Source organism: Solibacillus sp. FSL R7-0668 (assembly GCF_038006205.1).
Taxonomy (GTDB): domain Bacteria; phylum Bacillota; class Bacilli; order Bacillales_A; family Planococcaceae; genus Solibacillus.
Genome location: NZ_JBBOUU010000001.1, coordinates 800181 through 823935, shown reverse-complemented (window position 1 = coordinate 823935; position 23755 = coordinate 800181). Strand labels below are relative to the sequence as shown.

The window sequence follows — 23755 nt, the reverse complement described above, 5'->3', positions numbered from 1 at the left end:
TACAAAACGAATTTCTTTTTTTATTTATTGCCACCAAACATTTGTGCAACAGTCATGAAGCTTCCTGTTTCAACATCTAGCATTCTTTCAACGTTATGAATGAATGCTAAAATGCGCATGCCACGTTCCTCCTCAGTCATGTCTACCATATCATCATCAAAAATAATATTTGCATAAGTCACAACCATTTCCATCGTTTCATATGGGTATGGTGTATGAAATGCTCCTTGCTCTACACCTTCTGAAATGATTTCTGCCAAAATCGGTGTTAAGCCGTGAATCATCATTTTTTGGATTTTTTGATGCATGAGCGCATTTTGCGGCTTATGAATATGCTCCATAATTTCCTCGCTATTACCACCATTTACGTTCATCGATATGACGACACGAAGAATGCGATCAAGTAGTGGAACCGTTTTGTCGGCTGCTACTCCCCTTGCAGCACCTAATAACCGATCACTATATCGATTTATTAGCGCATCCATAATCTCCTCCTTCGATTTAAAATGATGATACAGTGTGCCTCTCGCAATACCGACCTTTTCGAGAATGTCATTTGTGCTTGTACCATCAAATCCCTTTTTACCAAAAAGCTCATCTGCTGCATCTAAAATTTCATTTTTACGTTCTACTGCTTCTTTTCTCATTCCTACCTCCTATAGACCGACTGACTGTCTGTGTAAAATTTTAACAAAATAATACTATTTGTCAATTATTTTTTAGGAATATTTTTAATAAACATCCACTAAAAGGAATTTGTGATATCATTTTTATACCGAAGTAATATAGAAAAAAATAAAACGAGATATCCTCTTGAATTTCAAAAATCTGAAATGGCTATCTATATGGATATTTATTCTGAAATCGATTTACCGTTTTGTTATAGCACATACTGGGGAACCTAGAGTTTACTTAGGTTTATTAATTCTCATACCCTTGCTAACTTTTTTATTACAACGTCTTGTTAGAGGAAAAAGTCGATATTCAATTATTTGAGGAGCCTAACGAATTATTTACTTTATTCATAATAGCTCCTATTACTATAGTAACAACTTTTATAAATCTTTATATGTTCGCAACAGGTAAAGTTTATATGCTTGCGATGGCAATGAGGTTATCATTTACAGCATTAACACTTTGTGCAAAACATAACCATGTATCTAATTGGGGAAAAGTTGAGGATTGGGCGGCTTTATTGGATGTTGTACCTACTCTGGAAAAGGCGTGATGGTTTCTGACAATTTTTTCCATTCTACTACATATAGCATTTATACTTTTAGAAAAAGGTAATTTCTTATTGCAGTTTATACGGCTTTACAACATTAAGAGTAATAATCTGGTGGTTTTTAACATTTTGTATAATATCGATTTATATATGTTAAAGTATTTACTTTGGAGGGATTATTTAAGATAAAACTGTAACTTATTAAAGAAGGAACTTTATGAATATCACCACAGTGAAAGTAGAAGTTTTACTACCAGAAACGTTTATAGAAAACTTAAGAAATTAGTTAAATGCTATTGGAATAATTACTATTGGAAATTATGATCCTGTTATTTTTTATACTGAAACAAAAGGCTATTGGAGACTTTTAAATGAAGCAATTCCTTATGATGGAAAAAATGAAATTTCATTTGGGCCGGAATGTAAATTAGAGTTTAATTGTGGGTATTCGAAGATAGCAGAAACTATAAAAATAATAAATGGATACTTCAGTATGAATAACTAATAATTAATATTATCCCACTACTAGATATTTAATAATTATTTCATTTTTTTTAAAATAACGGTCTTCAATAAAAGTTTGGGCACAAACAAAGCCAAAAAACGCTGTGAAATCAACGTTTTTTGGCTTCCCCTTTAAATATTGTGTATAACGTTTTTTATGCAAAGTTCTATAAACATAGCTACATTAAGACTTATCAAGATTTTTAAGAAACACAACAGGTATGTTTTCTGAATAATAACCTGTATATAGACAGTTAACGAACCCTGAAATCTGTAAATTTTAATCGGTCCTAAAATCCCAAGTAATTTAGTTGAACAACATAGGTAGCAAAAATTCAAACTTTTTATAAAAACAAACTTAATCTATTAGAAAAGAATCCCTTTTGATCAAGCTTCTTTCAAAAGGGGGGTTATATTATCGTAAGCTGTTTTTAATCAAACTTTTTCCGATGCTACATGAACAACTTTTTATAACAAGCTATATAATTGAATGTTTTCGTTTTTCTCTGAGAACCAACGCATTGCGAACTCATTTTCAAATAAGAATACTTTTTTATCAAAACGGTCACGCACGAGCATTGAACGCTGAGAATGCATCGAATCTTTCACATCTGCCTCGTTTTCAATCCAGCGTGCAATTTTAGTACCAATTGGATCCATCGTTACTTCTACATTGTATTCATTAATCATACGGTGCTGGAATACTTCAAATTGAAGTTGACCAACCGCGCCAAGAATGACTTCTTCTGTGTGTAATGTTTTGAAGTATTGAATCGCGCCTTCTTGTACTAATTGCAGTACACCTTTTTGGAATTGTTTCCCTTTCATTACGTTTTTCGCTGAAACGCGCATGAAAATTTCGGGTGTGAACTGTGGTAATTTCTCGAAGTTAAATGTTTTCTTACCACCCACAACAGTATCTCCAATTTGGTACGTACCTGTATCGTATAGACCGATAATATCACCCGCAACCGCCTCATCAACTGTTTCTCTATCATCCGCTAAAAACTGTGTTGATTGCGTCACTTTGAATGACTTATTCGTACGCGCTAACGTCATATTCATACCGCGTTCGAATTTTCCAGAAACAATACGAACAAATGCGATACGATCACGGTGCGCAGGGTTCATATTCGCTTGAATTTTGAAAATGAAGCCTGAGAAATTTCCATGCTCAACTGGGTCGATGAATTGCTCATCCTCTGTAATACGAGGCTGTGGTACTGGTGCGAATTTCAAATACGTATCAAGGAATGTTTGTACCCCGAAGTTTGTTAATGCCGAACCAAAGAACACCGGTGTTAATTCCCCACGACGAATTTTTTCCTCAGAATACTGGTTACCCGCTTCGTTTAATAATTCGATATCATCCAATGCTTGCGTATAGTAAGAAGTTACTTTCATTGGATGCTCCACTGCTAAAGCACCCTCTTCATTAAGTGGTAAATAACGGTCAGCTTCTTCTGTACGGAACTGTTCGATACGATTATTGTAACGATCATAAATCCCAAGGAATTCTTTCCCCATACCAATTGGCCAGTTCATTGGATAAGCTGAAATGCCTAATACCTCTTCTAATTCTTCAATTAGCTCAAGTGGCTCTTTCCCTTGACGGTCTAATTTGTTGATGAATGTGAAGATTGGAATACCGCGCATTTTACAAACTTTGAATAGCTTTAACGTCTGTGCCTCAATCCCTTTAGCAGCATCCACAACCATGACAGCTGAGTCTACAGCCATTAATGTACGATACGTATCTTCCGAGAAATCTTGGTGACCCGGTGTATCTAAAATGTTGACACGGCAGCCTGAATAGTCAAATTGCATAACTGAAGAAGTAACGGAGATTCCGCGTTGCTTTTCGATTTCCATCCAGTCTGAAGTCGCAAACTTCCCTGTTTTCTTCCCTTTTACTGTACCAGCATCACGGATGGCACCACCGAATAATAATAATTTTTCTGTTATCGTCGTTTTACCAGCATCCGGATGGGAAATGATGGCGAAGGTACGACGCGATAATATATCTTGTTCTAAAGTCATTTTTTTCGTCTCCTTTTTTCATACTTACTTATTTTAAAAGACATTGTACACTCGTTACAACCTTTTTTACTTTTCCTGCATCAATTTACGAAGTCGCTGAAACAGCTTGTACATAACGAAACCGATAATAATCGCAATGGCGTTTAGTAAAACATCATCCACATCGATACTACGGCCGATAAAATATTGTGTCCCTTCGATAAATAACGGAATGGCAAACGCAATTAGATGCATGCGCCGCCAGCTACGTAATTTTTTCCAAAGCAATGGCATAAAAAAGCCAAAAGGAATAAATAAAACAATATTACCGACTAAATTATAAAAGGCAATTTGCGCAAGCGGCCCACCTAGCTGATCGTAATACATATGAATGGTCGCTAGTGGCTGAAAATTACTACGTGCATAAGCCGTTGCCGTATCAAAAATAATTCGCCCTTCATAAATATAAAAATTCGGGATAATTGTTTGTGAAAAAATGCTGACACAATAAAGGAAAAACAGCAGCATGACGATTTCACGTGCCCCATTTTTCTTCCGTTTTCGCATATAGATTCCTCTAAGCACTACATAAAACGGCAGGCTAATGAGACAATAGCCCGCCATGTCCGTTAAAAAAGAACTTATCATATTGCCTCTTCACCTCCAAAAAAAATCCACCGTTTACGTATTCACGTTAAAAACAGTGGATAGAAATTGTTTTTTTAAACGAATTTTAATTTTCCAGCTTGAATCGCAATTTGTGCATCACTATGTGGGTATTTTGTATTTTCGATAATTTGATAATCCTCATGCCCCTTACCAGCAAAGATAATAATATCTCCTGGTTCCGCTACGCTAATGGCATGCTTGACTGCCTCGGCACGGTCCCCAATGCAAGCGTAGTGGTCATGCTGCATCCCTTTTGCTAAATCACCTGTAATGCTATCGAACTCCTCATAGCGTGGATCGTCTGTTGTTAAGATTACATAATCAGCCACCGACGCTTTTTCCGCCATCGTTGGTCGCTTCGATTTATCACGCCCACCGCCTGTTCCAACTAAGAAAATCAATTTATTATTTGGTTTTTTATAAGGTAATGCCGCATTGATTGCTTTTTCAATCGCATCCGGTGTATGTGCATAGTCGATAAAGATTTGAATCGGTAATTCGGTATCTACCTTTTCCATACGCCCTTTTACAGGTGACAGCATCTCGATTTGCTCGATAATGGCTTCGATTGGGAATTGGCGTGCATAAAAGACTGCCGTCGCTGCTAATACATTATATACATTAAATTCACCTAATAAGTGCATCGCAATCGGGAATGTGCCTTCTGGTGTCGTCATATCAAAATAGGTCATCCCGTCTTCATAGCGACAGTTTTCTGCTTTGAATATGGCATCATTTTTTAAGCCATATGTCCATATTGGAAAAGGGGTCATTGCTGCATAGCGTGCTGACCAAGCATCATCGGCATTTAATACGACATGCTTATTTTTTTCTAAATCTTGTCCTAATTGCGAGAACAGCATGCCTTTTGCATTACCGTAGTTTTCCATTGTTCCGTGGAAATCTAAATGGTCATGCGTTAAGTTCGTAAATACTGCTACATCATAGTCCACACCTGCTAAACGACCTAACTGCAACCCGTGCGATGAAACTTCCATCACCATCGCTCGGCAGCCTTCCATTTTTGCACGGAAAATCATTTGCTGAGTATTTAATGCGTCGCTTGTCGTATTAGCTGACTCATAAAGCACACCATTTAAATTAAAGCCGATTGTCCCGGATAACGCTGATTTTTCACCAAGCCCGACTAAAATATTATGAATAATGCCTGTTACACTTGTTTTGCCGTTCGTACCCGTTACACCAATCATTGTTAAATCTTTTGATGGGTAATCAAAAAATTTCGCCGCCAAAATACCAAGCGTACGATCCGTGCTATTGACAATTACTTGCGCAACCTCACCCTCTAATTGTAAAAGACGCTCCGTTACGATTACGGTTGCACCTGCGTCAACAGCCTTTTGAGCAAAGTCATGTCCATCTACAGTATAGCCCTTAATACATATGAATAAGCTGCTCGGCTGAACACTGCGTGAATCAATTGCGATATCTTTAATCACTTTTGGTAATTTACCTACAATTTTCTTTTGCATCAGTGTACTTAAAAGTTCTTCTGCATACATAATTTGTTCCCCCACAATTGCAATCTATTTGCGAATGAAAATTCCATTTACGATTATTTTATTGTTTGTACTAAACATCATACTGCTGTTACAACGAAAATTCCATGCTTTTACACTTCAATCGAGTAAAAAGAAACGCGAAACCATTCTGCATTTCTTCATTATCTTTATCATATCAAAATTCGCCATTTATCGACATAGGGAATTCATGTATGATAGAAGATAAATAGTTTACTAGTTGGGGTGTGCCATGCAACAACAAGAAATATTGAAAAAAAGAAATTTTCTAACACTGATTACTTATTTATTGTCGAACATTGTCGTCGTTATCGTCATCCTTTTGCAACAATTCCACCATCACTATTGCTATTTGTTTTTTTGTGGAATTAGTGCTGTGTTACTAGGCGTGCTTTACTTAGTAAAAATTAATCCAAAAGTCTACCAGATTATATTAATCGCTAATTGGCATATTTTACTATTCCTTTATAACTTTCAAAGCGATAGTCCGATTACAATCTACAGTTTGATTTACTTGATTGGCGTATTATCAATTTACCGGTCATTTTTAATAAACTTCGCTAATATTATTCTCATTTTAGTAGAAATTATTTTATTATTTAAATTCGATGTTTTTTCAATTGGCTTTTTCGGAACGGAAGAGAATTACTTACTATTCTTCTTTTTATTAATTATTTGTGTCGTTAGTATTATTCAAAGCTATTATATTAAAAATACGTGGACGAAAATGGAGAAACGAGCAGATGCCCGTGAATATGATTTAAATTCGAAGCAAGCCTATTTGAATTTATTTTTCGAACAGGCAGAGGACGCCATTGCGGTATTTGATTTAGAGGATCGCGTCATTACGGTCAACCCGGCATTCGAAAAGTTATATGGCTGGTCCAAAGAAGAGGCAATTGGCCGTTCACTTCCCCTTGTTCCACCTGAAAATGCGGATGGTGCGAACTGTCGTGCGAAAGAGCTTCGAAAAGGGTCCAGCTACCACTTATTTGAAACAACCGATATGCGAAAGGATGGCACTTATTTTGATGCTCAAATTTCCTTGTCCCCCATTTTAAATCCACAGGGTGAAATTATTGCAGCATCTGTTATTTCTCGTGATATTTCTTATATAAAAGAAAACGAAAATTTAATTTTGCAATCTGAAAAATTAAAGCTTGTTGGAGAATTAGCAGCGGGTGTGGCCCATGAAATTCGGAACCCGATGACTGTAATTTCTGGCTTTGTTCAAATGATGAATGAAGATTCGAATTCGCCGTACTATGAATATACAAAGCTTATTCAAAATGAAATTGAGCGCATTGAATTAATTTTGTCGGAATTTCTAGTGTTATCACGCCCGCAGGCAAATCAATTCGTGAACATTCACTTAACAGAAACACTAGAGGATATTGTGCAATTTTTCCATTATGCATTTCAACAAAAGTCCATCGAATTTATCTTACGAAACAATTATCCTGATATTATAATTCTAGGAAATAAAAATCAAATTAAGCAAGTATTGATTAATCTGTTTAAAAACGCAATAGAAGCGATTTCGGACGGAGGAACGATTACCTTAGAAGTGTCCCTCAGCGCCGATCAAAAAGATGTCTTAATCAATTTAACAGACACTGGCTGCGGAATTCCTTCGTATGTATTAGAGCGAATGTTTGAACCATTTTATACGACAAAAACGAAAGGCACTGGGCTCGGCATGATGATCATTAACAAAATTATTCAAGACCATCACGGGACAATTAAAATCGAAAGTCAAGAAGAGGTTGGTACCGAAATATTACTATCCTTCCCTATCGTCCAATCCTAAATTTTTGAGGACATTCAAAGAACAAAAGGGGCTGCGCCAAAAGTAAATACTTTTAGCGCAGTGCTTCGTTCGTGTTTTTATTATCCGCTGCAGGCGGTGCTTCTGCGGTGGTCGAAATAAAATTTCCACCATCCTCGGCGCAAGGGGGTGTCCCAGAATCACTTCTCGGACACCCCCTTTTTCTTATTTCATAATCGTACGAACAAGCTTTACCTTTTGCTTATAAGGCGGATAAAGAAGGCTATTGGCTAATTTGTTCGAGCGATGCATAATGGATTTGGGATGTGTGAAGTTTTCAAAGCTTGCTTTCCCATGGTAGGCCTTCACACCTGATGGACCTACTCCACCAAACGGTAAATGACCATTGCCTACATGCGTAATTACATCATTGACACAGCCACCACCGAATGGAAGCTCTTGTAGGAAATAATCGATTGCTTTATCATTTTCTGAGAAAAGATAAGCACTTAACGGTTTTGGCAGCTGACGAATTTCATGGATAGCCTTTGGTAAATGGGCATAAGTTAATATTGGTAAAATAGGACCAAATAGCTCCTCTTCCATAGATGGACTGCTCCACTCAATATTTTCTAATAATGTCGGCTCCATATATAAATCTTCACGGTCTGTGTGCCCACCAAATGTCACCGTTGCCCGTTCTTCATTCAACAACTTTTCCAAACGGTCAAATTGGCGCGTATTAATAATCCGACCATAATCCGCGCTCTTTTGTGGATCGGCCCCATAAAATTCGCGAATCGTCTTTTTCAATAGCTTTACGAACTTTTTCGAAACGGCCTCATGTACAAGCACATAATCTGGTGCTACACAAGTTTGGCCTGTATTATTAAATTTCCCCCAAGCAATGCGCTGTGCTGCAACTTCTAAATTGGCTGTTTGGTCTACGATTACGGGACTTTTTCCACCTAGTTCAAGGGCAATTGGCGTCAAACGTTCTGCCGCTGCTTTGGCAATCACTTTTCCTACCGCTACACTGCCAGTAAAGAAAATATAATCAAACGGTGCATGAATGAGCGCTGTCACTTCTTCCTTTTCACCCTCTACAACACGTATATAGTTTGCTGGGAAAGTCTCTTCAATGATTTTTTTCACAATGACTGCTGTATGCACTGCAGCTTCTGAAGGCTTCACAATAGCCGTATTTCCTCCAATGATTGCGCCAATTAATGGTTCCATAATTAATTGGAATGGATAGTTAAACGGTCCAATGATACAAACTACCCCATATGGCTCGCGTACAATATAGCTCTTAGCTGGCTGGAAGTGCAAAGGTGTTTTTACTGGCTCTGGCACCATCCATGTCGATAAATTTTTCAAAAAATTAGAAATACTATCATAAACAATACCAATTTCAGTAGAGTATGCCTCAAATTCACTTTTGCGTAAATCTAAAGCGAGTGCCTCAATTACTTGTGTTTCGTATTTTTTAATCGTTTTCTTTAAACTAATGAGCTGCTGCTTACGGAATTCAACATCCTTAGTAGCTCCTGTAAAATAAAATTGACGCTGTTCTTCAATCATTTGATCCACTTCTCGCTCAGTAAAATTCATTTTTTTCATCCTTTCAACGAAATCTATGCATAAATTATAACGCTTCTCACATATTAACTATAGTATTAACTACTACAGTTTTAGAAAAAACCAAACATAGTAAAGGAGGAATATTCTTCAGCCAGCAAATTATCTGAATAAAGGTTTACAACGATCAGGTTTAAGGTATTTATTACAGACCACTCATTCAAACATAATATGCATTGCATAACAATCGTACAAAGGGGGATATAACAATGATGATAACTGAAACTTGGTGGGGCGAAATTTTTTCTGGCCCATTATCCATTGGTTTAAACGAACACAAAATCCAGCAATTAGAGGACGAATCATTTTTATACTTCAACGAATATGCAGCAACGCTTCCTACAGAAGAATCAAATACTTAACGTTAGAGGACTGTCACAATTGGCGGTCCTTTTCGTATTTATTTATGGCATAATGGAGAATGCATCATAAGAAACGTGCTAAATACCTCGTAAAAGGAGGCATCCTTCGTTTGAATAAATTTTTAAAATTTATGCTCATTGTATTAATCCTTTTTGTTGGCGCTGTGTCCATTCAATTTTTGATAAAAACGAATGAAGCAGATGAGCAAAAAAAGTTAGAGGACGCACAGACATCTATGTCACCAGAGCAATTAAAAATCGAAACAATGAACGCCATTTCTCAGATTATTTTGCATCAATTTGTGGAAAATATTATGTTAAATATGGAAATTGAAATCGTTGACGGCTCACAAAATATCACAATTTCCTTACAAGCATCTGAATTTATCGATGAAAAAACATTGTTAAAAGATAGCTATAACCTATTAAAAGAAATTCAACATGTAAACAGCATAAATGATGTCACGCTAAAATGGTTTATGAATGTGAAAAGTAAAAATACAGAGGCGTTGACCTTAACATTTGATTCCAAAACTGTGCATGCCATTGACGAGCTTTCTTATCGAGACTTACCAACAGCAGCGATCCATTACATCAAGCATGAACAAGTCAAATAACAAGCTGTAGGGAATCGTTCAATAACGAAGCCCTACAGCTTTTAAAATACGTGGTGTAGCATCTCATGTAAATTGCAGTACGGATTGTCGCGACTTTCCGTATTACGCCGCTGCATCATTATCGTACAGTTGGTTAACGCGATTTCATGACGCAATGCAATGGGCGCAATCACTTCGGCATTCCCCTTATTTCGAAAATAACGTCTCACCTGTAAATGCTGTTCCATCTTTTCGTTTAATAGCGCTCGTGGATACACTTGCTGCTCGTCAATCTGCTCAAAATGCATTAGCAACCATAGTTCAAATGCTTCGTTCGTATAAGCAATGCGAATGTTATGAAGCGTACAGAACTCATTCACTTCATCTAGTTGCCAGTCTGTTAGATCATCCTTATCAAATACAATCCAAATTTCATCAAATGGCTGATAGCTTGCATCACGATAAGCATGATTGGCAAGCTTAATTGCTGAACGTTTGACGTTTTTAATTTTGACACTAACCATTTTGGAACGCTTTAAAATTTTCATTTGCTCAAAATAGATGCGCTCTGTCTCACCCTCGCAATAAATCAAGATTGTTTTTCGAAGCGGGATATTCCCTCGTTCACGCGTTCTCATCGCGTTCACCCCCCTTTTCTAAATAACGATCCGATAAATATTCATTAATGACAGGCGTTGCACCAAACTCGCCCTTTAAATAACGCTTTGCATAAGATAGATCCGCGCGTTTTTTATGCAAATCAGCAAAATCAAATAACGAATAGAGTTCCGATTCATTTTTAAATGACTTGTTAACAAACCAAATTTGGTCAGGGCGTAGCGGCTGATCCAGCAAATCAATTTCATGGCTCGTGACAATGAATTGATTGTTTTCATTGCGCTTGCTATTCATAATCGCCATTAAAAACTCACAGATTGTGACATGAAAGGCGGTATCAAATTCGTCAATAAAAATCGTTTTCCCCTTATTGTGGGCATCTACCATGACACAGGCCAAGTACAGCATGCGCACCGTACCTTTGGAATCCATCGTCCAATTAATCGTCTTCGTTCCTGTAGGCGCACCGTCATCATCAAACGATAAATAATGTAAATCGATATCCATTTCCTGCACAACAGCATCCATCTCAAAGCTATGTGCAATTGAATTTTTCTCCATGCGTTCAACACGCTTTGCCATCACATCTTGAATGGAAAAGTCCGCAATTTTTAACAGCTGCAAAACCTGTTGTTTAAAATCATCCTGTTCTAGTTTACGAATTAATGGATGGCCAGCTAAATGACTGGATTCGTCCAAGAAAATAATTTTATCCATAAACCACTCGTAAATGAGTGCCGCATCCTTATCATTAAAAACATTTAATATCGCTAAAAAAGCTGTGTTCGGTCGCGTATAAGATATTAGCTCGCTTTGGGATTTTTTCGCTATTTCATATGTATACTCTTTACTGTCTTCATCATATGTACGTACAAAATAATGCTTTTTCTGCGCTTTTTGCACTTTCGAAAAGCGTTCATAGACAATTTGCTCACGATTATAATGCACTTCGTATTCGACTAACTGCTCATCTACAATGAGTGAAATCATAAATTCTGTAGGCTGCTCTGCCTCACCACCTAATTTAAACGGCTGATAAGGTAAACGCATTTGCTTCATATTATTTAAGCTTTCAAAATTAAATAACAGCGAACGTAACACTTTAAATGCTGCAAATAAATTGGATTTTCCGCTGCCATTTGGTCCGAATATAAATGCACTTTTTACAAGGCTAACCTTATTTTGTTGCATCGTATGTGTTTCCTTTAACTTACGTACACGTGAGCCACTGACCATCGAAAAAATCGTCTCTTCTTTATAGGATAGGCAGTTTTTCACCTTAAAATCGACTAACAATGACAAAGCCTCCATTCTTAAAGTAATCAATACTATTATACATAAATTATTGGTTTTTTTGGATTGTGTTTACAAACATATGAAAAGGGGCTGCGCCAAAAGTAAATACTTTTAGCGCAGTGCTTCGTTCGTGTATTAATTATCCGCTGCAGGCTGCTTTTCGCGGTGGTCGAAATAGGTACGTATGCTAAAACCGTCACGACGCGAGTCAACGCATTCATGACCAGCATCGTGCTGGCCTCCATCCTCGGCGCAAGGGGGTGTCCCAGAATCACTTTCCGGACACCCCCCGTTGATCTTTATGCTGGATTCACTTCCATTGCAACTGAAATTTTAACGTCCTTTCCTACTAATACCCCTCCTGTTTCGAGTGCGGCATTCCATGTTAATCCGAAATCTTCACGATTAATTTTCGTTTCGCCTTCAAAGCCGTACACTTCAACACCCCAAGGATTTAAGCCCTTGCCGTTATATTCGACTTCAAAGGTTACAGGCTTGGTCACGTCCTTAATTGTTAAATCGCCAGTAATCATGTACGCATCCCCTGATTGTGTAATATGCGTCGATTGGAAACGAATAGAAGGATAATTTTCTACATCAAAAAAATCTGCTGACTTTAAGTGATTATCACGCTCTGTATTTTTGGTATTAATAGATGCTGCATCAATTGCAAAAGAAATGGATGCATCCGTTAAATTTTCTAAATTCGCTGCTACTACATTGGCGTTAAAGGAATCAAATGTCCCTTTCACCTTTGTTACCATCATATGCTTTATCTGAAAGTCGATACTCGAATGCGATGCGTCTACTGTCCATTGTGCCATTACAAAAACTCCTCCTCAAAATGGATTTACTCGGTAAGCTAATCTTAGCAGTTCATAATATATGCTTACCCTAAGGAAAAATATTCAAAACTAAAAATGTGCTAAAAGCTGGGAGCCTTTAGCACATTCATAGATTATTCGATAGAATCGTTCATCGCTTGTAATGCTTGCTGTACTTCTTTTACTGCTATTATTAACTCGTCTTTTTGCTTCGTTGTGAAGAAGCTATAATTCACATAGTCTTCCTTACCTACTTCATAATAGGCTACCAGCTCGTTCAATGCGGCAATTTTTTCCGTTGCTGCTGTAGCACTTTCTGGCAAGGCACGCGGCATGAAGATTTTCACAAGCTCTTCTGCTGCTTCGGTTTGGGCCTTTACCGTATATACTTCATCATTTGCTGAGCTTGCAGCTATTAAGCGTTCGTTGGCTAATTTGTCTAACATAAGTACACCCGCGGCTAATACATTGTTTGTTGATACATCCAAGGCTGGCAATTCCTTTTGTAGGGTTTTTACATCGGCTACTAATTGAGTTGCCACTTCTTCATAGCTTCCTGTTTTCTTATCAGTAAATAAGCCGTATGCTAAGCGTTGGAAGCCTGTTCCATCCTGTTTACTACCTGCAATGAATGCCCCGTTTATTTTTTTATCTAGCTCTTCAAAATGAGATGCTAGTGGCTGCATACGTTCATAATACATTGCGACTAATGGGTATAACTTTTGTGCTTCTTCTAGCTTTCCTTCTTTTACAAGGCTTGCTAAGCGCTCCGTGTCTGCTACAAAGTCTACCATCTGTGCTTCGGCAAATTGTTTAAAGCTTTCCGCCTGCTCCTTCACATCTAATGTGACTTCCTCTTGGTGCTGTTCTACTTGCTGTTCTACTTGCTGTTCTGTTGTCTCTTCTTTTGTCCCACATGCTGCCAATACCGAAGCGGCAAGTAAGGCTACGATTAATTTACGTTGTTTCATTTTGTTCACCTCTTAGTGTTCTTGTTCAACCAGTTTTGCATGTACAACAAAGCGCTCTGTATCATTTAGTGATGTCGTACAGGTTGAAAACGTTACAATCCGATCATTTACCGTCACGTCGATTGGCATTTCAATTTCCGAGCGTGACTGAATCTCTGCTAAAAATTGTGTAAATGACTCTTCCGTAAAGTCCGTTTCAATATAATAAAATGCTGTCGTTGTTTCGTATGCTGCAAAAACTTGGAGTATATAGGATTTATCTTTCGTTTCATAGCGAAATATTGGGTGATTATCCGCATAGCTTTGTTCACTAAACTTTGCTAGATCACCAAACATCGTGCCATTTCGAAGCACATGCCCATAAAAAATCGTATGACGGTCATTGAAGACATCATTTCGATAATCGGCAAAAATACTGCCGCCACGACTTCGTTCATCTAAAAAATTATGCACTAAGTAAAAATCATTGTCCTCCGCCTGCAACACCGGATTATCTAGGCGCGTGCCTTCTAAACTTAGCCACCCAATAATACGCTCATTCTGCTGTTGCAATTGCTCCAGTTTACTTTGCTGCGCTTGCTGTAAACCCAGTTCCATATCACGGTAGCTCAGTATATATTGCATAATAACGCCTAAGCAAATGAGCATGACGATTCCACTCAACACTCGTATGAATAGACGCATATTAAATACTTAAAGGCATCATATAGAGGCCTAGCTCCTCGTCCTCATGGAACACGGAATTTACCCCATACACTTCTTTGATGACTTCTTTTGTAATGACTTCGCGCGGTATCCCCTCTGCAACGATAGTGCCTGATTTCATTAAAACAATATGATCACTATAACGAAGCGCCTGATTAATATCATGTAGCACCATGACAATCGTTAAGCCGTACTGTTCATTCAAATGCTTTACCAATTCCAGCAGCTCCAGCTGATAATAAATATCCAAATACGTTGTCGGCTCATCTAAGCAGAGCATTTCTGATTTTTGCGCTAACGCCATCGCAATCCAGACACGCTGACGCTCTCCACCTGATAACGCCGATAAATCTTTGCCGCGCTTTTCTAGCAATTTCGTACAGCTAAGCGCCCATGTTACCGCTTCATCATCTTCAGCCGTTTTCTTTTGAAACAGTGATGAATACGGCATCCGACCATACATGACTAATTTCTCGACCGTTAAATCTTGTGGAATATCATTTTGTTGGTAAACAATTGCAAATTTTTTCGCAAACTCCTTTGGCTTAAATTCGACTAAATCTCGATTTTCGAGCATTGCTTGTCCAGCAAAGGGCTTATGATTTCTTGACATCACATTTAATAATGTCGATTTTCCACAGCCATTTGGACCGATAATCGTCGTCACCTTTCCTTTTGGAAATTGCGTAGACACGCTATCTAAATGCTTGGTCGTGCCATCATATGAAACAACTACCTGTTTAATTTCCATACTACTTGTCACTCTTTTCTAAGTAAAAATATTAAAAATGGACCACCGATAATTGCCATAATCGTTGACGCTGGAATTTCCATCGGGTGAAACAGCGTACGTCCTAATGTATCTGCTAATAATATAATAAGCGCACCAAATAACGCAGTAAAAGGAAGGAGTACCTTATGATCATAGCCAACTAATCGCCGTGCAATATGTGGCACTAAAATACCGACGAACGAAATGACGCCTGCTACGACAACCGATGAGGCTGCTAATAATACCGCCACTGCCGCTATGACTACGCGAGCAATCGTTATATTAAACCCAACACTCTTTGCTGTCTTATCAGATAGCACGAGTACATTGCACCATGAAAACAAGGCAAAGGCCACTAGTAATCCAATCGAGCCATACGTTGCAATAAGCGAAACATCCTCCCAAGTTTTTAGAGATAAATTGGACGAGATAGCTCCTGTCGAGGAAGCACCAAAGCTAATCATTGCTTCCGTTAAGCCAGAGAACATCGCGTTGATTGCAATTCCGACTAAAATTAGCTTCAGTGGGTTTAAGCCTGATTTCCACGATAATAAAAATACAAAGAAGCATGCCATTGCCCCACCGGTAAATGCAGCTACTGGCGAAAGGAAAAATAACGTAGGCACAAAGCTTACAATAAATAACTTCGTAAATGCAGCCCCCGCCGAAATGCCGATAAATCCTGCATCCGCTAATGGGTTACGCATAATGGCCTGCAATAGCACACCTGCCACAGATAATGCCGCACCCGCAAAAATGGCCACGATAATACGTGGAAAACGTAAATCTTTGATGGCTGCCATATCTGCATGATTGGCGTCAAAAAAATTCATCATAAAATCAACAAACGACATTTTAATACTACCTGTCGTTGCAGCATAAATAATCGTAACCAGTAATAAAAGTATAATGGTTATATAGCTAAGTATCTTTTTTGTCACAGCAAAACATCCTTTTTGGTTCCATTAATTAGAAAAACACCTCTCGTTTACTAGGAGCGAGAATGGGTGCTTACTTATAAAAAATTTCTACTAACTGATTTAATGCATCCGGTACATTGAGCGCAGCAGTTGTGCCAAACAGTTCTTCTTCCAAATCATAAACTTTATCTTTCTTTACTGCATTAAAGTGTTTCCAGACATCATTTGTTACAAATTCCTTATCAAACATTTCAATGACTTCATCAGGCATCCCATGCGCTAATCGCAAAATGATATCTGGATTCGATTCATATAAGTATTCGGTATTAGATGGTAAATACTCCGCCTCTTGACCAGCCATGACATTTTCGCCACCAGCTAAACGAACTAAATCGCCTACATAGGAATTTTCCGTTGCCACTAAATAACTGCCCGGCACTCCCAGTAAAATTAATACACTTGGCTTTTCTTTTTCACTTGTAGCCATTTCAACAGCATTAATTTCATCTTGCAACTCCTCATTCAATGCCTTTGCTTCATCTACCCGATTGTAGCGCTCCCCTAATGCCGTAATTTCATCCATCATCGTTTCAATGCTCGTTAAATCTACAAAATCAACTGGAATTTTTAACTGCTCAAATTTCGTTTTCAAATCGTATTCTAAAGTCGAAACCGATAATACTTCCGTTGGATTTAATGATTTAATTATTTCGGCATCTGGGTCCATTGCGTTACCGATATTTGGAAGCCCTTCAAAGCGCGAGGGTAAATCCTTCACCGTCTCTGGCACTGCAACAGCGTCTAAATTTAATCGGTCTAAAATTTGTGCAAGGACAACCGTTCCCGCAATGATGCGATGTTCTTCTTCCACTTTGATTTCTGTTGTTGCTTCATTTGTCGTTGGCTCTTCTACTTGCTTTGTTGCATTGTTATCTCCACATGCTGCTAAAACACCGATGCTAATTGCCAGCGCTACTAACCACTTATTCAAATTTTCTTCCTCCTCGTTAGTTAAACTGAAGTAAAATTTCATTTCCTAAGTGATGGAAGCTTACCTCAATTTAACTTTGTTATATTTACTTGAAAAAAGGCAGCGACTCCCGCCCATAAAAACGGAAGTCCTGCACTTCATTTACTTATTATTTTAAACCAGCAATCACTTCTAAAGTATTATTTACAATTTTAGCCATTTGAGAGCGCGTTAATACAATATTCGGTGTTACTTTTCCATTGTAGCCTGTCATAATATCTAAGTGATTTAACTCGTTGATCGCTTTTACGACTTCAGCATCTTTCGGTAAGTCTGTAAAGTTAGACGTAGCGCCAGTTGCTTGGTAGCCGTTTTTCTCTAATACACGGTAAATCATTAATGCCGCGTGTTGGCGTTTAATCCCTTCACCTGCTGAGAATGTTGTCGCCGAAGAACCATTAATGATTCCGTAAGCATTTAATGCTTTGATGGCATCTTGCGTTTCTTTATCTAGTTTTGCGATATCCGTAAATTGCGTTGTTGCAGGAACTTCTAGGTTTAATGCGCGGTTTAGCATTAATGCGAATTGATAACGTTTGATAGAATCTTTAGGATTGAATTTATCAGCCGCTTTGAAAATACCCTTTTCATATAAGTTTACGATGTAATCTTTATGAATATCGTTCGCAATATCCGTGAATGGCATTGTAGCAGGCTTTTGATCACCGAATTGCATTTGGAATTTATGCGTTGTTTCGTAAAGCACGGCTCCATTAAGCACAACTTTTAAATCTGCTTCTGCGGTGTATAATTTTTTAATATCCTTTACAGCGACTGTGTATATTTTAACTGTATTATTGCCTACTTTTTCTTCTGATTTTAATGCTACTGTAGCCCCTTCGACCTTGAAGCCCAATAAATGTTGACCTTCAGGGAAAGTTAACTCTACATTATAGCCGCCTTCAGTAGCTGTTACCGTTACTTCGTCATCTAAGTATTTATTATGCATAATGGATAATTCTTGCGTGCCTTCTTTGTATGCAGTTACAGGCATTTTTGTAGCAGTTGGCTCTGTTGGTTTTGTTTCAGCTTTTGGTAAGTCTAGCGAAGCTGTTTCGATTGCGAAGCCGAATTTATGATTCATTTGACGACCATTTGCATCAATGAAAATTTCAGCTTCATGTAAATCACTAATTGATTTTAACTCAAACTCAAATACGCGAACATCGCCTTCTTTTGCAGTCCCTGATACAACCGAAACTGACTTATCGCCAACCTTGATATCCGTAATTAAAGCATTTGTAGTAGATAATGTAGCAATTTGTAATGCATATTTCCCATCTTTAACAACTAATTTTGCATCAGGAGATAAGCTACGAGTAATAGCCGTATAGTTCCCTACTTTTTCGTTATAGGCATCCCATTTCACATCATACGTACCATTAGCAACGGATTCGAATGTTTTACCGATTTTGAAGATTTTTTCTTCAGCTGGCTTATCTGTTCCAGTTGCTACCTCTTTAATTGATTTTGCATCTGGCGTTAATGTAGCCGTTGATTTTACTGGGTTGCCCATTAAGTTAACGGCTAATTCAATTTTTACTGGCGCATAGTCTTTCGTTACCGGTACATAAATTTGTTTTTTACCACTATGTTCAACAATAATTGTGTTGCCATCTACTGTAGCAGACGTAATCATTGCTAATACAGCATCTGTTGTTATGATTTCAATATATTGCTTGCCTTGCATTTCAACTAAATTACCAGGACCTTTAATATAATTCCCTAAGTGACCCGTAGTATCTTCTACTTTAAAATCAATCGTCTTTGTAACCGCTGCCGAAGTCGTTTCTACAGTACGTGTTACTTCTCCGCCTACTTCTGCATTTACTGCGATGGCAGGAACGATTGCCGATGTTGCTACTAGTGATGCTAATACCGCTTTTGTTACTTTTGATTTCTTAGTCATGCTCATTTCCTCCTAATTTACCCATTTGTTTTTGTTTGTTTTGTGCGGACAAATACAATTGCCGCTATGATGAATACGACTAGCGCTACTATCGGTAATTCATCACTCGTCTCGGGGTTTTCTACTACCTCAGACTGCTCAGCTTGCTCTGTGTCTGTTGTGTTTTTTTCTGTCTCTGTCGAATCATCCTTTGTAGCTTGTGTTTGCTGAGATGATTCGGTAGTTGTGACTTTTGAATCTGTTGATGTTGCTGGTTTATTTGAAGAAGTATTACTTCCTGACGACGATTTTGGTGGTTCTACTGGGGCAGCTGGTTGTGCTGGTTGCTGTTGTACTGGTGTTGTTTCTTGCTTAGGTTCCTCCTTTGGCTCTTCAACAGGTGCCTCTGGTAAACCTGAACGATCAAACACAAAATCAACGCTATAGGCATGATGGTAGTCGATATCATCAATATCAATCTTCATAGCAATAGTAATTACATTTGCATCGGCAACTGAAAATTGAACAGTACGTTGATCAGTAGATTCATTAGATCCAATCACTTTCGCGCCACCTGGTGGATTAAATTGTGTCATCCAGCTACTATTTTTGATGGTAATTTGCATCGTCATTTTACCATTTTTCACTACGAGCTTTGCTGGCTTTAGGAAATAATCATTTGCCATTGAAGCCGAATTACTACCGGGTTGATTCACTTGATAATTGAGTGAATAGGTACCATCTGCAATGGCAGCTTCTGAATGGGTTGGCAAACTCATAGCCATCATCCATATCATTACGATAATTGTTAAGAAATTTTTTCTCACCTCAATCATCCTCCCTCTTTCATAGAATGCCATTTTTCTAATAGAGAATATTTCTCATTACCATTAAATAGCATGCCATAAATTGCACAGTTTCTCAAATAACAATCGAGTCATTTATCATAAAATTATTCCATAATTAGTGTAAAATTCATTATTTTGTACTGTAATTCGCTTGACTAAATAGAAAAAGAGTGCTCTCATTTAGAGAAACACTCTTTTTTACCGATTTATCTTGTTGCCGGAATAAATCCAGCTGCTTTTGCTTCTTCTTCTGTACAGAACATTTCCTCTGCTTCAGTTTTGTCAAAATCACGTTGTCCTGGCATATGGTAAATTTTATTGCCCTTTGAGTTAATATTGCCCTTGATTTCACAGCTACCATTATTCTTCGTACTTGAATTCGTAGTTGATTGATCACCTTGTTCTTTGACAGCGGCCAAATAAGTTTCCTTGTCATAGCCGCGATTTGTTACATAGTCTTCAACTGACCAAATGCCACTAGCTGATTGTTGTGCAGTCTTTTGAATAGATTTGAACCAATCGACATGCTTTGTATTCGGATCATAAATATATGCTACACGTGCTAATCCATTCTTTAACAGCTGTTCTTGCACACTAATGCCATCCTTTGTGTAAATGTAGGCAAGTAAACGTTTATATTTATCACGATAGGATACATCAAACTCTAAATAAACCGTATCTTGACCTGCTAAAAGCTCCTTCGTAAACGCTTTTGCTTCGGGTCCAAATGGCTGCACCCCCAATGTTTCATGATTGGTTTCAGGCGTGTCTACAAGAAGAAAACGAACCTTTTCAGATTTCCCGTTATAGTTAATACGGATCGTGTCCCCGTCAATTACCTCTTGTAATTCAAATTCCTCAAACTGACTAATATCATGTTTGTCCGCTGTTGCTGTAGTGGTAGCTACAATTCCTTGAATATCTTGTGTTTCACCAATATCTGTGCCTGTTTCTTCTGTGCATGCAGTTAATAGCAATGTCAAAAATAACAAAGCAAAATAGAACTTTTTCAAACGTATAGCCTACTTTCTTCATCTAATCTTTTTTAAACGAAAAATCCTCAGTTCTTATAGTAACTGAAGACTTAACTCTTTACCTAAATATTAAATACAACACAAATGCCAAAATAATCGTTCCACTTGTAATGAGAGTTTTAATATCTTTGTCACTCAATGTTAGGACCTCTTTTCTAACCTTTTTTAAAGCTTATTTCTATTATTATGAAATTTGACGAATAGTACAATGAATTTGATTTCCTTTATCCATCACAGTAAAAAAATCTTCAGTAATGATAACCGAAGATCTTTCTAATTGTATACATGAGTTAATTTCATAATTCCAACCCCTTGTCTCCCATGGGTTTCAAAACAATAAAAAAAGGGCACCTCCCCAATTTGGTATAATTTAAGTGACCAAACCAAAATTATCCCTGAGGTGAATGCCCTATGACTATTGTAAAGCAAATGCGTCTATTTGACATCCATGAATTAATGGAAATGGAAAGTTCTCATCGTTTTGATGCGATTTTGGCTACTTTTGATTTACAGCCGATTTTTCAACTGTTTAGTAAAAAGACAATGCGTGGCGCTCCAAGAGAATTAAACTATAGTGCGATGATTCAATCGCTCGTGATTCGTATTATTGAGCGTATTCCAACGGTAAAAGATTTAATCAAGCGTCTGAAAAATGATCTTATCTTTCGTTTAGATTGCGGCTTTTTACTTTCTGATTCAGTACCTTCTGACTCTTCTTATTCACGTATGGTCGATGTGATTAGCCAATCAGAAGTCTTTGATAAAATGCAAGATGAACTCATCCAAAATGCCTTTACAGAAGGATTTCTAGAGGAAGAACATCTCGCTTTTGACGCGACACATTTTGAAGCGCGCGATGCATCAAAACCATCTGAGAAAAAGGAAAAAATCCCGAAAAAGCGTGGTCGCAAATCGAAAGAAGAGCATGAAGCCTGGCTCGCTGAACAAGCAGAAATCGAGGCAAATCTTACAACCTATGAAAAGAAATTAGAAGCTCAATTAACGATTCCAACATCGACACTTTGGCGAGACATCCCAATCGAACCCAAGTGGGGTGTCAAGAAAAATAGTGACGGTAAAAACACGTTCTGGTTCGGCTTTAAAGGGCATTTAGCTGTCTTGACAAAAAGTCAGTACATTGTGGCACGCTTGATGTCGTCTGGTAATTTAAGTGATAGTAAAGCAGCCATTCCACTGTTAAAAAAGGTAGCTGAAGTCGTGCCAAATCAATTTACAACAACGATATTTGATGCAGGGTATGATTACAAAGCGATCTATCGACAAATTTTAAATCAAGACATGAAAGCAGTCATTCCATACGTTAAACGTCGTGAATCCGAAATCTTGGGTTTCGATGAAAATTTCCGTCCAACGTGCGTACGTGAACATAGCTACTGTTACGACAGCTATGACGAGAAATATCAGTGTTTAAAATTTACACGTCCAAAAGAATGTGCAACGTGTCCATTACGTGAGGATTCACTGTGTCAAAAAGTTTTTAAAATCAAGTGTGAAACGGATATTCGCAAGTATACGTATCCAGCAAGAGGCTCCGCATTATGGGAGAAACTGTACAAAGAACGTACAGCTGTTGAACGTGTGAATGCCTACTTAAAAGAATATTTTCAATTAAATAATGTCCGTCATCGAACAGGTAGAAAAGCCAAGCTCCATTTCAATCTGGTGACGTTTATTTATAATGCCTGCAAATTAGCCGTTGATCGTTTGAATGCACAATTAAATGAACAAAACACAGCTGCATAATTTTTAAAAATGAAAATCAAAAAATTGTATTCGTCTAAGTTCTTGAAAAAATCGATTTATGAAATTGATTCACATGGAATTAAATTTCTTTTTTCTTTTTTTGCTTTGGTCCTAATGCTTTTGGTGGAATGGCTGCAAAGGTTTCACCATCTTCTTCTAAATCACGCATACGGTGCGCTAATCGTGAAGCCGCACATGCTGCAATACTTCCTACTAAGTCATCTAAAAATGTATTTACCGACTCGCCGGCTTTTGTATCTAGCTTTTCAATAATCCCGATTTTTTGCTTATCTAAATGACCGAATGTTGTTACCGCAATACTTCCGTAAGTAAACACAGAGCCCAGTGCTAATGTTTCATCGACCCCAAATAACCCTTCATCCGACTCGACGATTTTTTGTAGCGTTGGGGATAATAATTTTTTCTCGGCTAACTCATCTAGCTCAATTCCGACTAATACAGCATGCTGAACTTCGCGTTTATTTAAAACACGCTCCACTGATTGAATACAGTGCTCGATTGTTAGCCCTTCATTATAAGGCGATTGCATCGTATAAACGATTTCTGCAATATCTTCAATTTTCACATGACGGCGTAATAATGCGTCATGTGTTGCTTTTGCCACTTCATCCGAGTGTACACGAACACTTTTATTATGCATAAATAACTTCCTCACTTCAAAATAATTTTTAATGTATTTTTCCCTAACTCTCTCTATATTACAACTTTATTTTTCTTTATGATACAATTTTGGGGACTA

The 23755-nt window shown here is 37.7% G+C and carries 21 protein-coding genes and 1 pseudogene; 5 read left to right on the top strand and 17 right to left on the bottom strand.

The genetic code is table 11. The features are described 5' to 3' along the window. Positions 1 to 20: 20 nt before the first annotated feature. Positions 21 to 647, bottom strand: coding sequence for a TetR/AcrR family transcriptional regulator (locus MKX47_RS03750; RefSeq protein ID WP_340771267.1), 627 nt, complete (start codon positions 645 to 647; stop codon positions 21 to 23). Positions 648 to 1069: 422 nt separating this feature from the next. On the opposite strand from MKX47_RS03750, the pseudogene MKX47_RS21420 reads away from it, so the two are divergent. After that, a pseudogene (locus MKX47_RS21420) lies at positions 1070 to 1291 on the top strand (hypothetical protein); the annotation flags it as partial. 906 nt (positions 1292 to 2197) lie between these two features. On the opposite strand, the gene MKX47_RS03745 reads toward MKX47_RS21420, so the two are convergent. The 3 genes from MKX47_RS03745 to MKX47_RS03735 all read right to left on the bottom strand — a co-directional run bounded on the left by MKX47_RS03745 (position 2198) and on the right by MKX47_RS03735 (position 5940). Continuing rightward, positions 2198 to 3769 carry a peptide chain release factor 3 gene (locus MKX47_RS03745; RefSeq protein WP_340771265.1) on the bottom strand — a complete coding sequence of 524 codons (1572 nt, stop codon included), beginning with the start codon at positions 3767 to 3769 and terminating at the stop codon, positions 2198 to 2200. A gap of 66 nt (positions 3770 to 3835) precedes the next feature. Next, entirely contained in the window at positions 3836 to 4396 is a 561-nt protein-coding gene (locus MKX47_RS03740) for a VanZ family protein (RefSeq protein ID WP_340771264.1), read from the bottom strand. Positions 4397 to 4470: 74 nt separating this feature from the next. After that, the gene (locus tag MKX47_RS03735) at positions 4471 to 5940 is read right to left on the bottom strand and encodes a UDP-N-acetylmuramoyl-L-alanyl-D-glutamate--2,6-diaminopimelate ligase (RefSeq protein WP_340771262.1); all 1470 of its coding nucleotides are present in this window, start codon (positions 5938 to 5940) and stop codon (positions 4471 to 4473) included. Between the two features lie 250 nt (positions 5941 to 6190). On the opposite strand from MKX47_RS03735, the gene MKX47_RS03730 reads away from it, so the two are divergent. Further along, the gene (locus tag MKX47_RS03730; protein WP_340771261.1) at positions 6191 to 7768 is read left to right on the top strand and encodes a two-component system sensor histidine kinase NtrB; all 1578 of its coding nucleotides are present in this window, start codon (positions 6191 to 6193) and stop codon (positions 7766 to 7768) included. Between the two features lie 183 nt (positions 7769 to 7951). Here MKX47_RS03730 and MKX47_RS03725 read toward each other — a convergent pair whose 3' ends face one another. Beyond that, positions 7952 to 9340 (bottom strand): aldehyde dehydrogenase, encoded by a 1389-nt coding sequence (locus tag MKX47_RS03725; RefSeq protein WP_340771260.1) that lies wholly within the window; start codon positions 9338 to 9340, stop codon positions 7952 to 7954. Positions 9341 to 9576: 236 nt separating this feature from the next. Here MKX47_RS03725 and MKX47_RS03720 point away from each other — a divergent pair, with 236 nt between their 5' ends. After that, positions 9577 to 9729, top strand: a complete 153-nt coding sequence (locus MKX47_RS03720; protein WP_340771258.1) for a hypothetical protein — start codon at positions 9577 to 9579, stop codon at positions 9727 to 9729. A gap of 110 nt (positions 9730 to 9839) precedes the next feature. Then, on the top strand, positions 9840 to 10346 hold the full coding sequence (locus MKX47_RS03715; protein WP_340771256.1) for a hypothetical protein: 507 nt from the start codon (positions 9840 to 9842) through the stop codon (positions 10344 to 10346). Between the two features lie 41 nt (positions 10347 to 10387). On the opposite strand, the gene MKX47_RS03710 is transcribed toward MKX47_RS03715, so the two are convergent. From MKX47_RS03710 to MKX47_RS03660, 11 genes are all read right to left on the bottom strand, one after another. Then, on the bottom strand, positions 10388 to 10963 hold the full coding sequence (locus MKX47_RS03710; RefSeq protein ID WP_340771254.1) for an RloB family protein: 576 nt from the start codon (positions 10961 to 10963) through the stop codon (positions 10388 to 10390). Further along, complete coding sequence (locus MKX47_RS03705; protein ID WP_340771252.1) at positions 10950 to 12239, bottom strand: AAA family ATPase; 1290 nt, start codon at positions 12237 to 12239, stop codon at positions 10950 to 10952. Before MKX47_RS03705 ends, MKX47_RS03710 begins: the two co-directional genes overlap by 14 nt. 299 nt (positions 12240 to 12538) lie before the next feature. Then, the gene (locus MKX47_RS03700) at positions 12539 to 13063 is read right to left on the bottom strand and encodes a YceI family protein (RefSeq protein ID WP_340771251.1); all 525 of its coding nucleotides are present in this window, start codon (positions 13061 to 13063) and stop codon (positions 12539 to 12541) included. Positions 13064 to 13197: 134 nt separating this feature from the next. Continuing rightward, the gene (locus MKX47_RS03695) at positions 13198 to 14034 is read right to left on the bottom strand and encodes an EfeM/EfeO family lipoprotein (RefSeq protein WP_340771248.1); all 837 of its coding nucleotides are present in this window, start codon (positions 14032 to 14034) and stop codon (positions 13198 to 13200) included. 12 nt (positions 14035 to 14046) lie between these two features. Then, positions 14047 to 14682 (bottom strand): class B sortase, encoded by a 636-nt coding sequence (gene srtB, locus MKX47_RS03690; RefSeq protein WP_340771247.1) that lies wholly within the window; start codon positions 14680 to 14682, stop codon positions 14047 to 14049. A 37-nt stretch (positions 14683 to 14719) separates the two neighbouring features. Continuing rightward, positions 14720 to 15490, bottom strand: a complete 771-nt coding sequence (locus MKX47_RS03685) for an ABC transporter ATP-binding protein (protein ID WP_340771243.1) — start codon at positions 15488 to 15490, stop codon at positions 14720 to 14722. 8 nt (positions 15491 to 15498) lie between these two features. Further along, complete coding sequence (locus MKX47_RS03680; RefSeq protein WP_340771241.1) at positions 15499 to 16452, bottom strand: FecCD family ABC transporter permease; 954 nt, start codon at positions 16450 to 16452, stop codon at positions 15499 to 15501. A 70-nt stretch (positions 16453 to 16522) separates the two neighbouring features. After that, the gene (gene isdE, locus MKX47_RS03675) at positions 16523 to 17422 is read right to left on the bottom strand and encodes a heme ABC transporter substrate-binding protein IsdE (RefSeq protein ID WP_340771239.1); all 900 of its coding nucleotides are present in this window, start codon (positions 17420 to 17422) and stop codon (positions 16523 to 16525) included. Between the two features lie 148 nt (positions 17423 to 17570). Continuing rightward, positions 17571 to 19370 carry an NEAT domain-containing protein gene (locus tag MKX47_RS03670; protein ID WP_340771236.1) on the bottom strand — a complete coding sequence of 600 codons (1800 nt, stop codon included), beginning with the start codon at positions 19368 to 19370 and terminating at the stop codon, positions 17571 to 17573. Positions 19371 to 19387: 17 nt separating this feature from the next. Beyond that, positions 19388 to 20176, bottom strand: a complete 789-nt coding sequence (isdC, locus tag MKX47_RS03665; protein WP_340771234.1) for a heme uptake protein IsdC — start codon at positions 20174 to 20176, stop codon at positions 19388 to 19390. 227 nt (positions 20177 to 20403) lie between these two features. Next, entirely contained in the window at positions 20404 to 21210 is an 807-nt protein-coding gene (locus MKX47_RS03660; protein ID WP_340771232.1) for a thermonuclease family protein, read from the bottom strand. A gap of 432 nt (positions 21211 to 21642) precedes the next feature. Here MKX47_RS03660 and MKX47_RS03655 point away from each other — a divergent pair, with 432 nt between their 5' ends. Next, a complete protein-coding gene (locus MKX47_RS03655) occupies positions 21643 to 22995 on the top strand; it encodes a transposase (protein WP_340770684.1) in 1353 nt (450 codons plus the stop codon). Between the two features lie 79 nt (positions 22996 to 23074). Here MKX47_RS03655 and MKX47_RS03650 read toward each other — a convergent pair whose 3' ends face one another. Beyond that, on the bottom strand, positions 23075 to 23656 hold the full coding sequence (locus MKX47_RS03650; protein ID WP_340771230.1) for a phosphatidylglycerophosphatase A family protein: 582 nt from the start codon (positions 23654 to 23656) through the stop codon (positions 23075 to 23077). Positions 23657 to 23755: the final 99 nt, after the last annotated feature.

Excerpts from the sequence above, each read along its gene's own strand:
- MKX47_RS03730 (WP_340771261.1), top strand. The coding sequence starts at position 6,191 with ATGCAACAACAAGAAATATTGAAAAAAAGAAATTTTCTAACACTGATT.
- MKX47_RS03725 (WP_340771260.1), bottom strand. The coding sequence starts at position 9,340 with ATGAATTTTACTGAGCGAGAAGTGGATCAAATGATTGAAGAACAGCGT.
- MKX47_RS03750 (WP_340771267.1), bottom strand. The coding sequence starts at position 647 with ATGAGAAAAGAAGCAGTAGAACGTAAAAATGAAATTTTAGATGCAGCA.
- MKX47_RS03740 (WP_340771264.1), bottom strand. The coding sequence starts at position 4,396 with ATGATAAGTTCTTTTTTAACGGACATGGCGGGCTATTGTCTCATTAGC.
- MKX47_RS03655 (WP_340770684.1), top strand. The coding sequence starts at position 21,643 with ATGACTATTGTAAAGCAAATGCGTCTATTTGACATCCATGAATTAATG.
- MKX47_RS03695 (WP_340771248.1), bottom strand. The coding sequence starts at position 14,034 with ATGAAACAACGTAAATTAATCGTAGCCTTACTTGCCGCTTCGGTATTG.
- MKX47_RS03685 (WP_340771243.1), bottom strand. The coding sequence starts at position 15,490 with ATGGAAATTAAACAGGTAGTTGTTTCATATGATGGCACGACCAAGCAT.
- MKX47_RS03650 (WP_340771230.1), bottom strand. The coding sequence starts at position 23,656 with ATGCATAATAAAAGTGTTCGTGTACACTCGGATGAAGTGGCAAAAGCA.
- MKX47_RS03710 (WP_340771254.1), bottom strand. The coding sequence starts at position 10,963 with ATGAGAACGCGTGAACGAGGGAATATCCCGCTTCGAAAAACAATCTTG.
- MKX47_RS03720 (WP_340771258.1), top strand. The coding sequence starts at position 9,577 with ATGATGATAACTGAAACTTGGTGGGGCGAAATTTTTTCTGGCCCATTA.
- srtB (WP_340771247.1), bottom strand. The coding sequence starts at position 14,682 with ATGCTCATTTGCTTAGGCGTTATTATGCAATATATACTGAGCTACCGT.
- MKX47_RS03735 (WP_340771262.1), bottom strand. The coding sequence starts at position 5,940 with ATGTATGCAGAAGAACTTTTAAGTACACTGATGCAAAAGAAAATTGTA.
- MKX47_RS03700 (WP_340771251.1), bottom strand. The coding sequence starts at position 13,063 with ATGGCACAATGGACAGTAGACGCATCGCATTCGAGTATCGACTTTCAG.
- MKX47_RS03745 (WP_340771265.1), bottom strand. The coding sequence starts at position 3,769 with ATGACTTTAGAACAAGATATATTATCGCGTCGTACCTTCGCCATCATT.
- MKX47_RS03670 (WP_340771236.1), bottom strand. The coding sequence starts at position 19,370 with ATGACTAAGAAATCAAAAGTAACAAAAGCGGTATTAGCATCACTAGTA.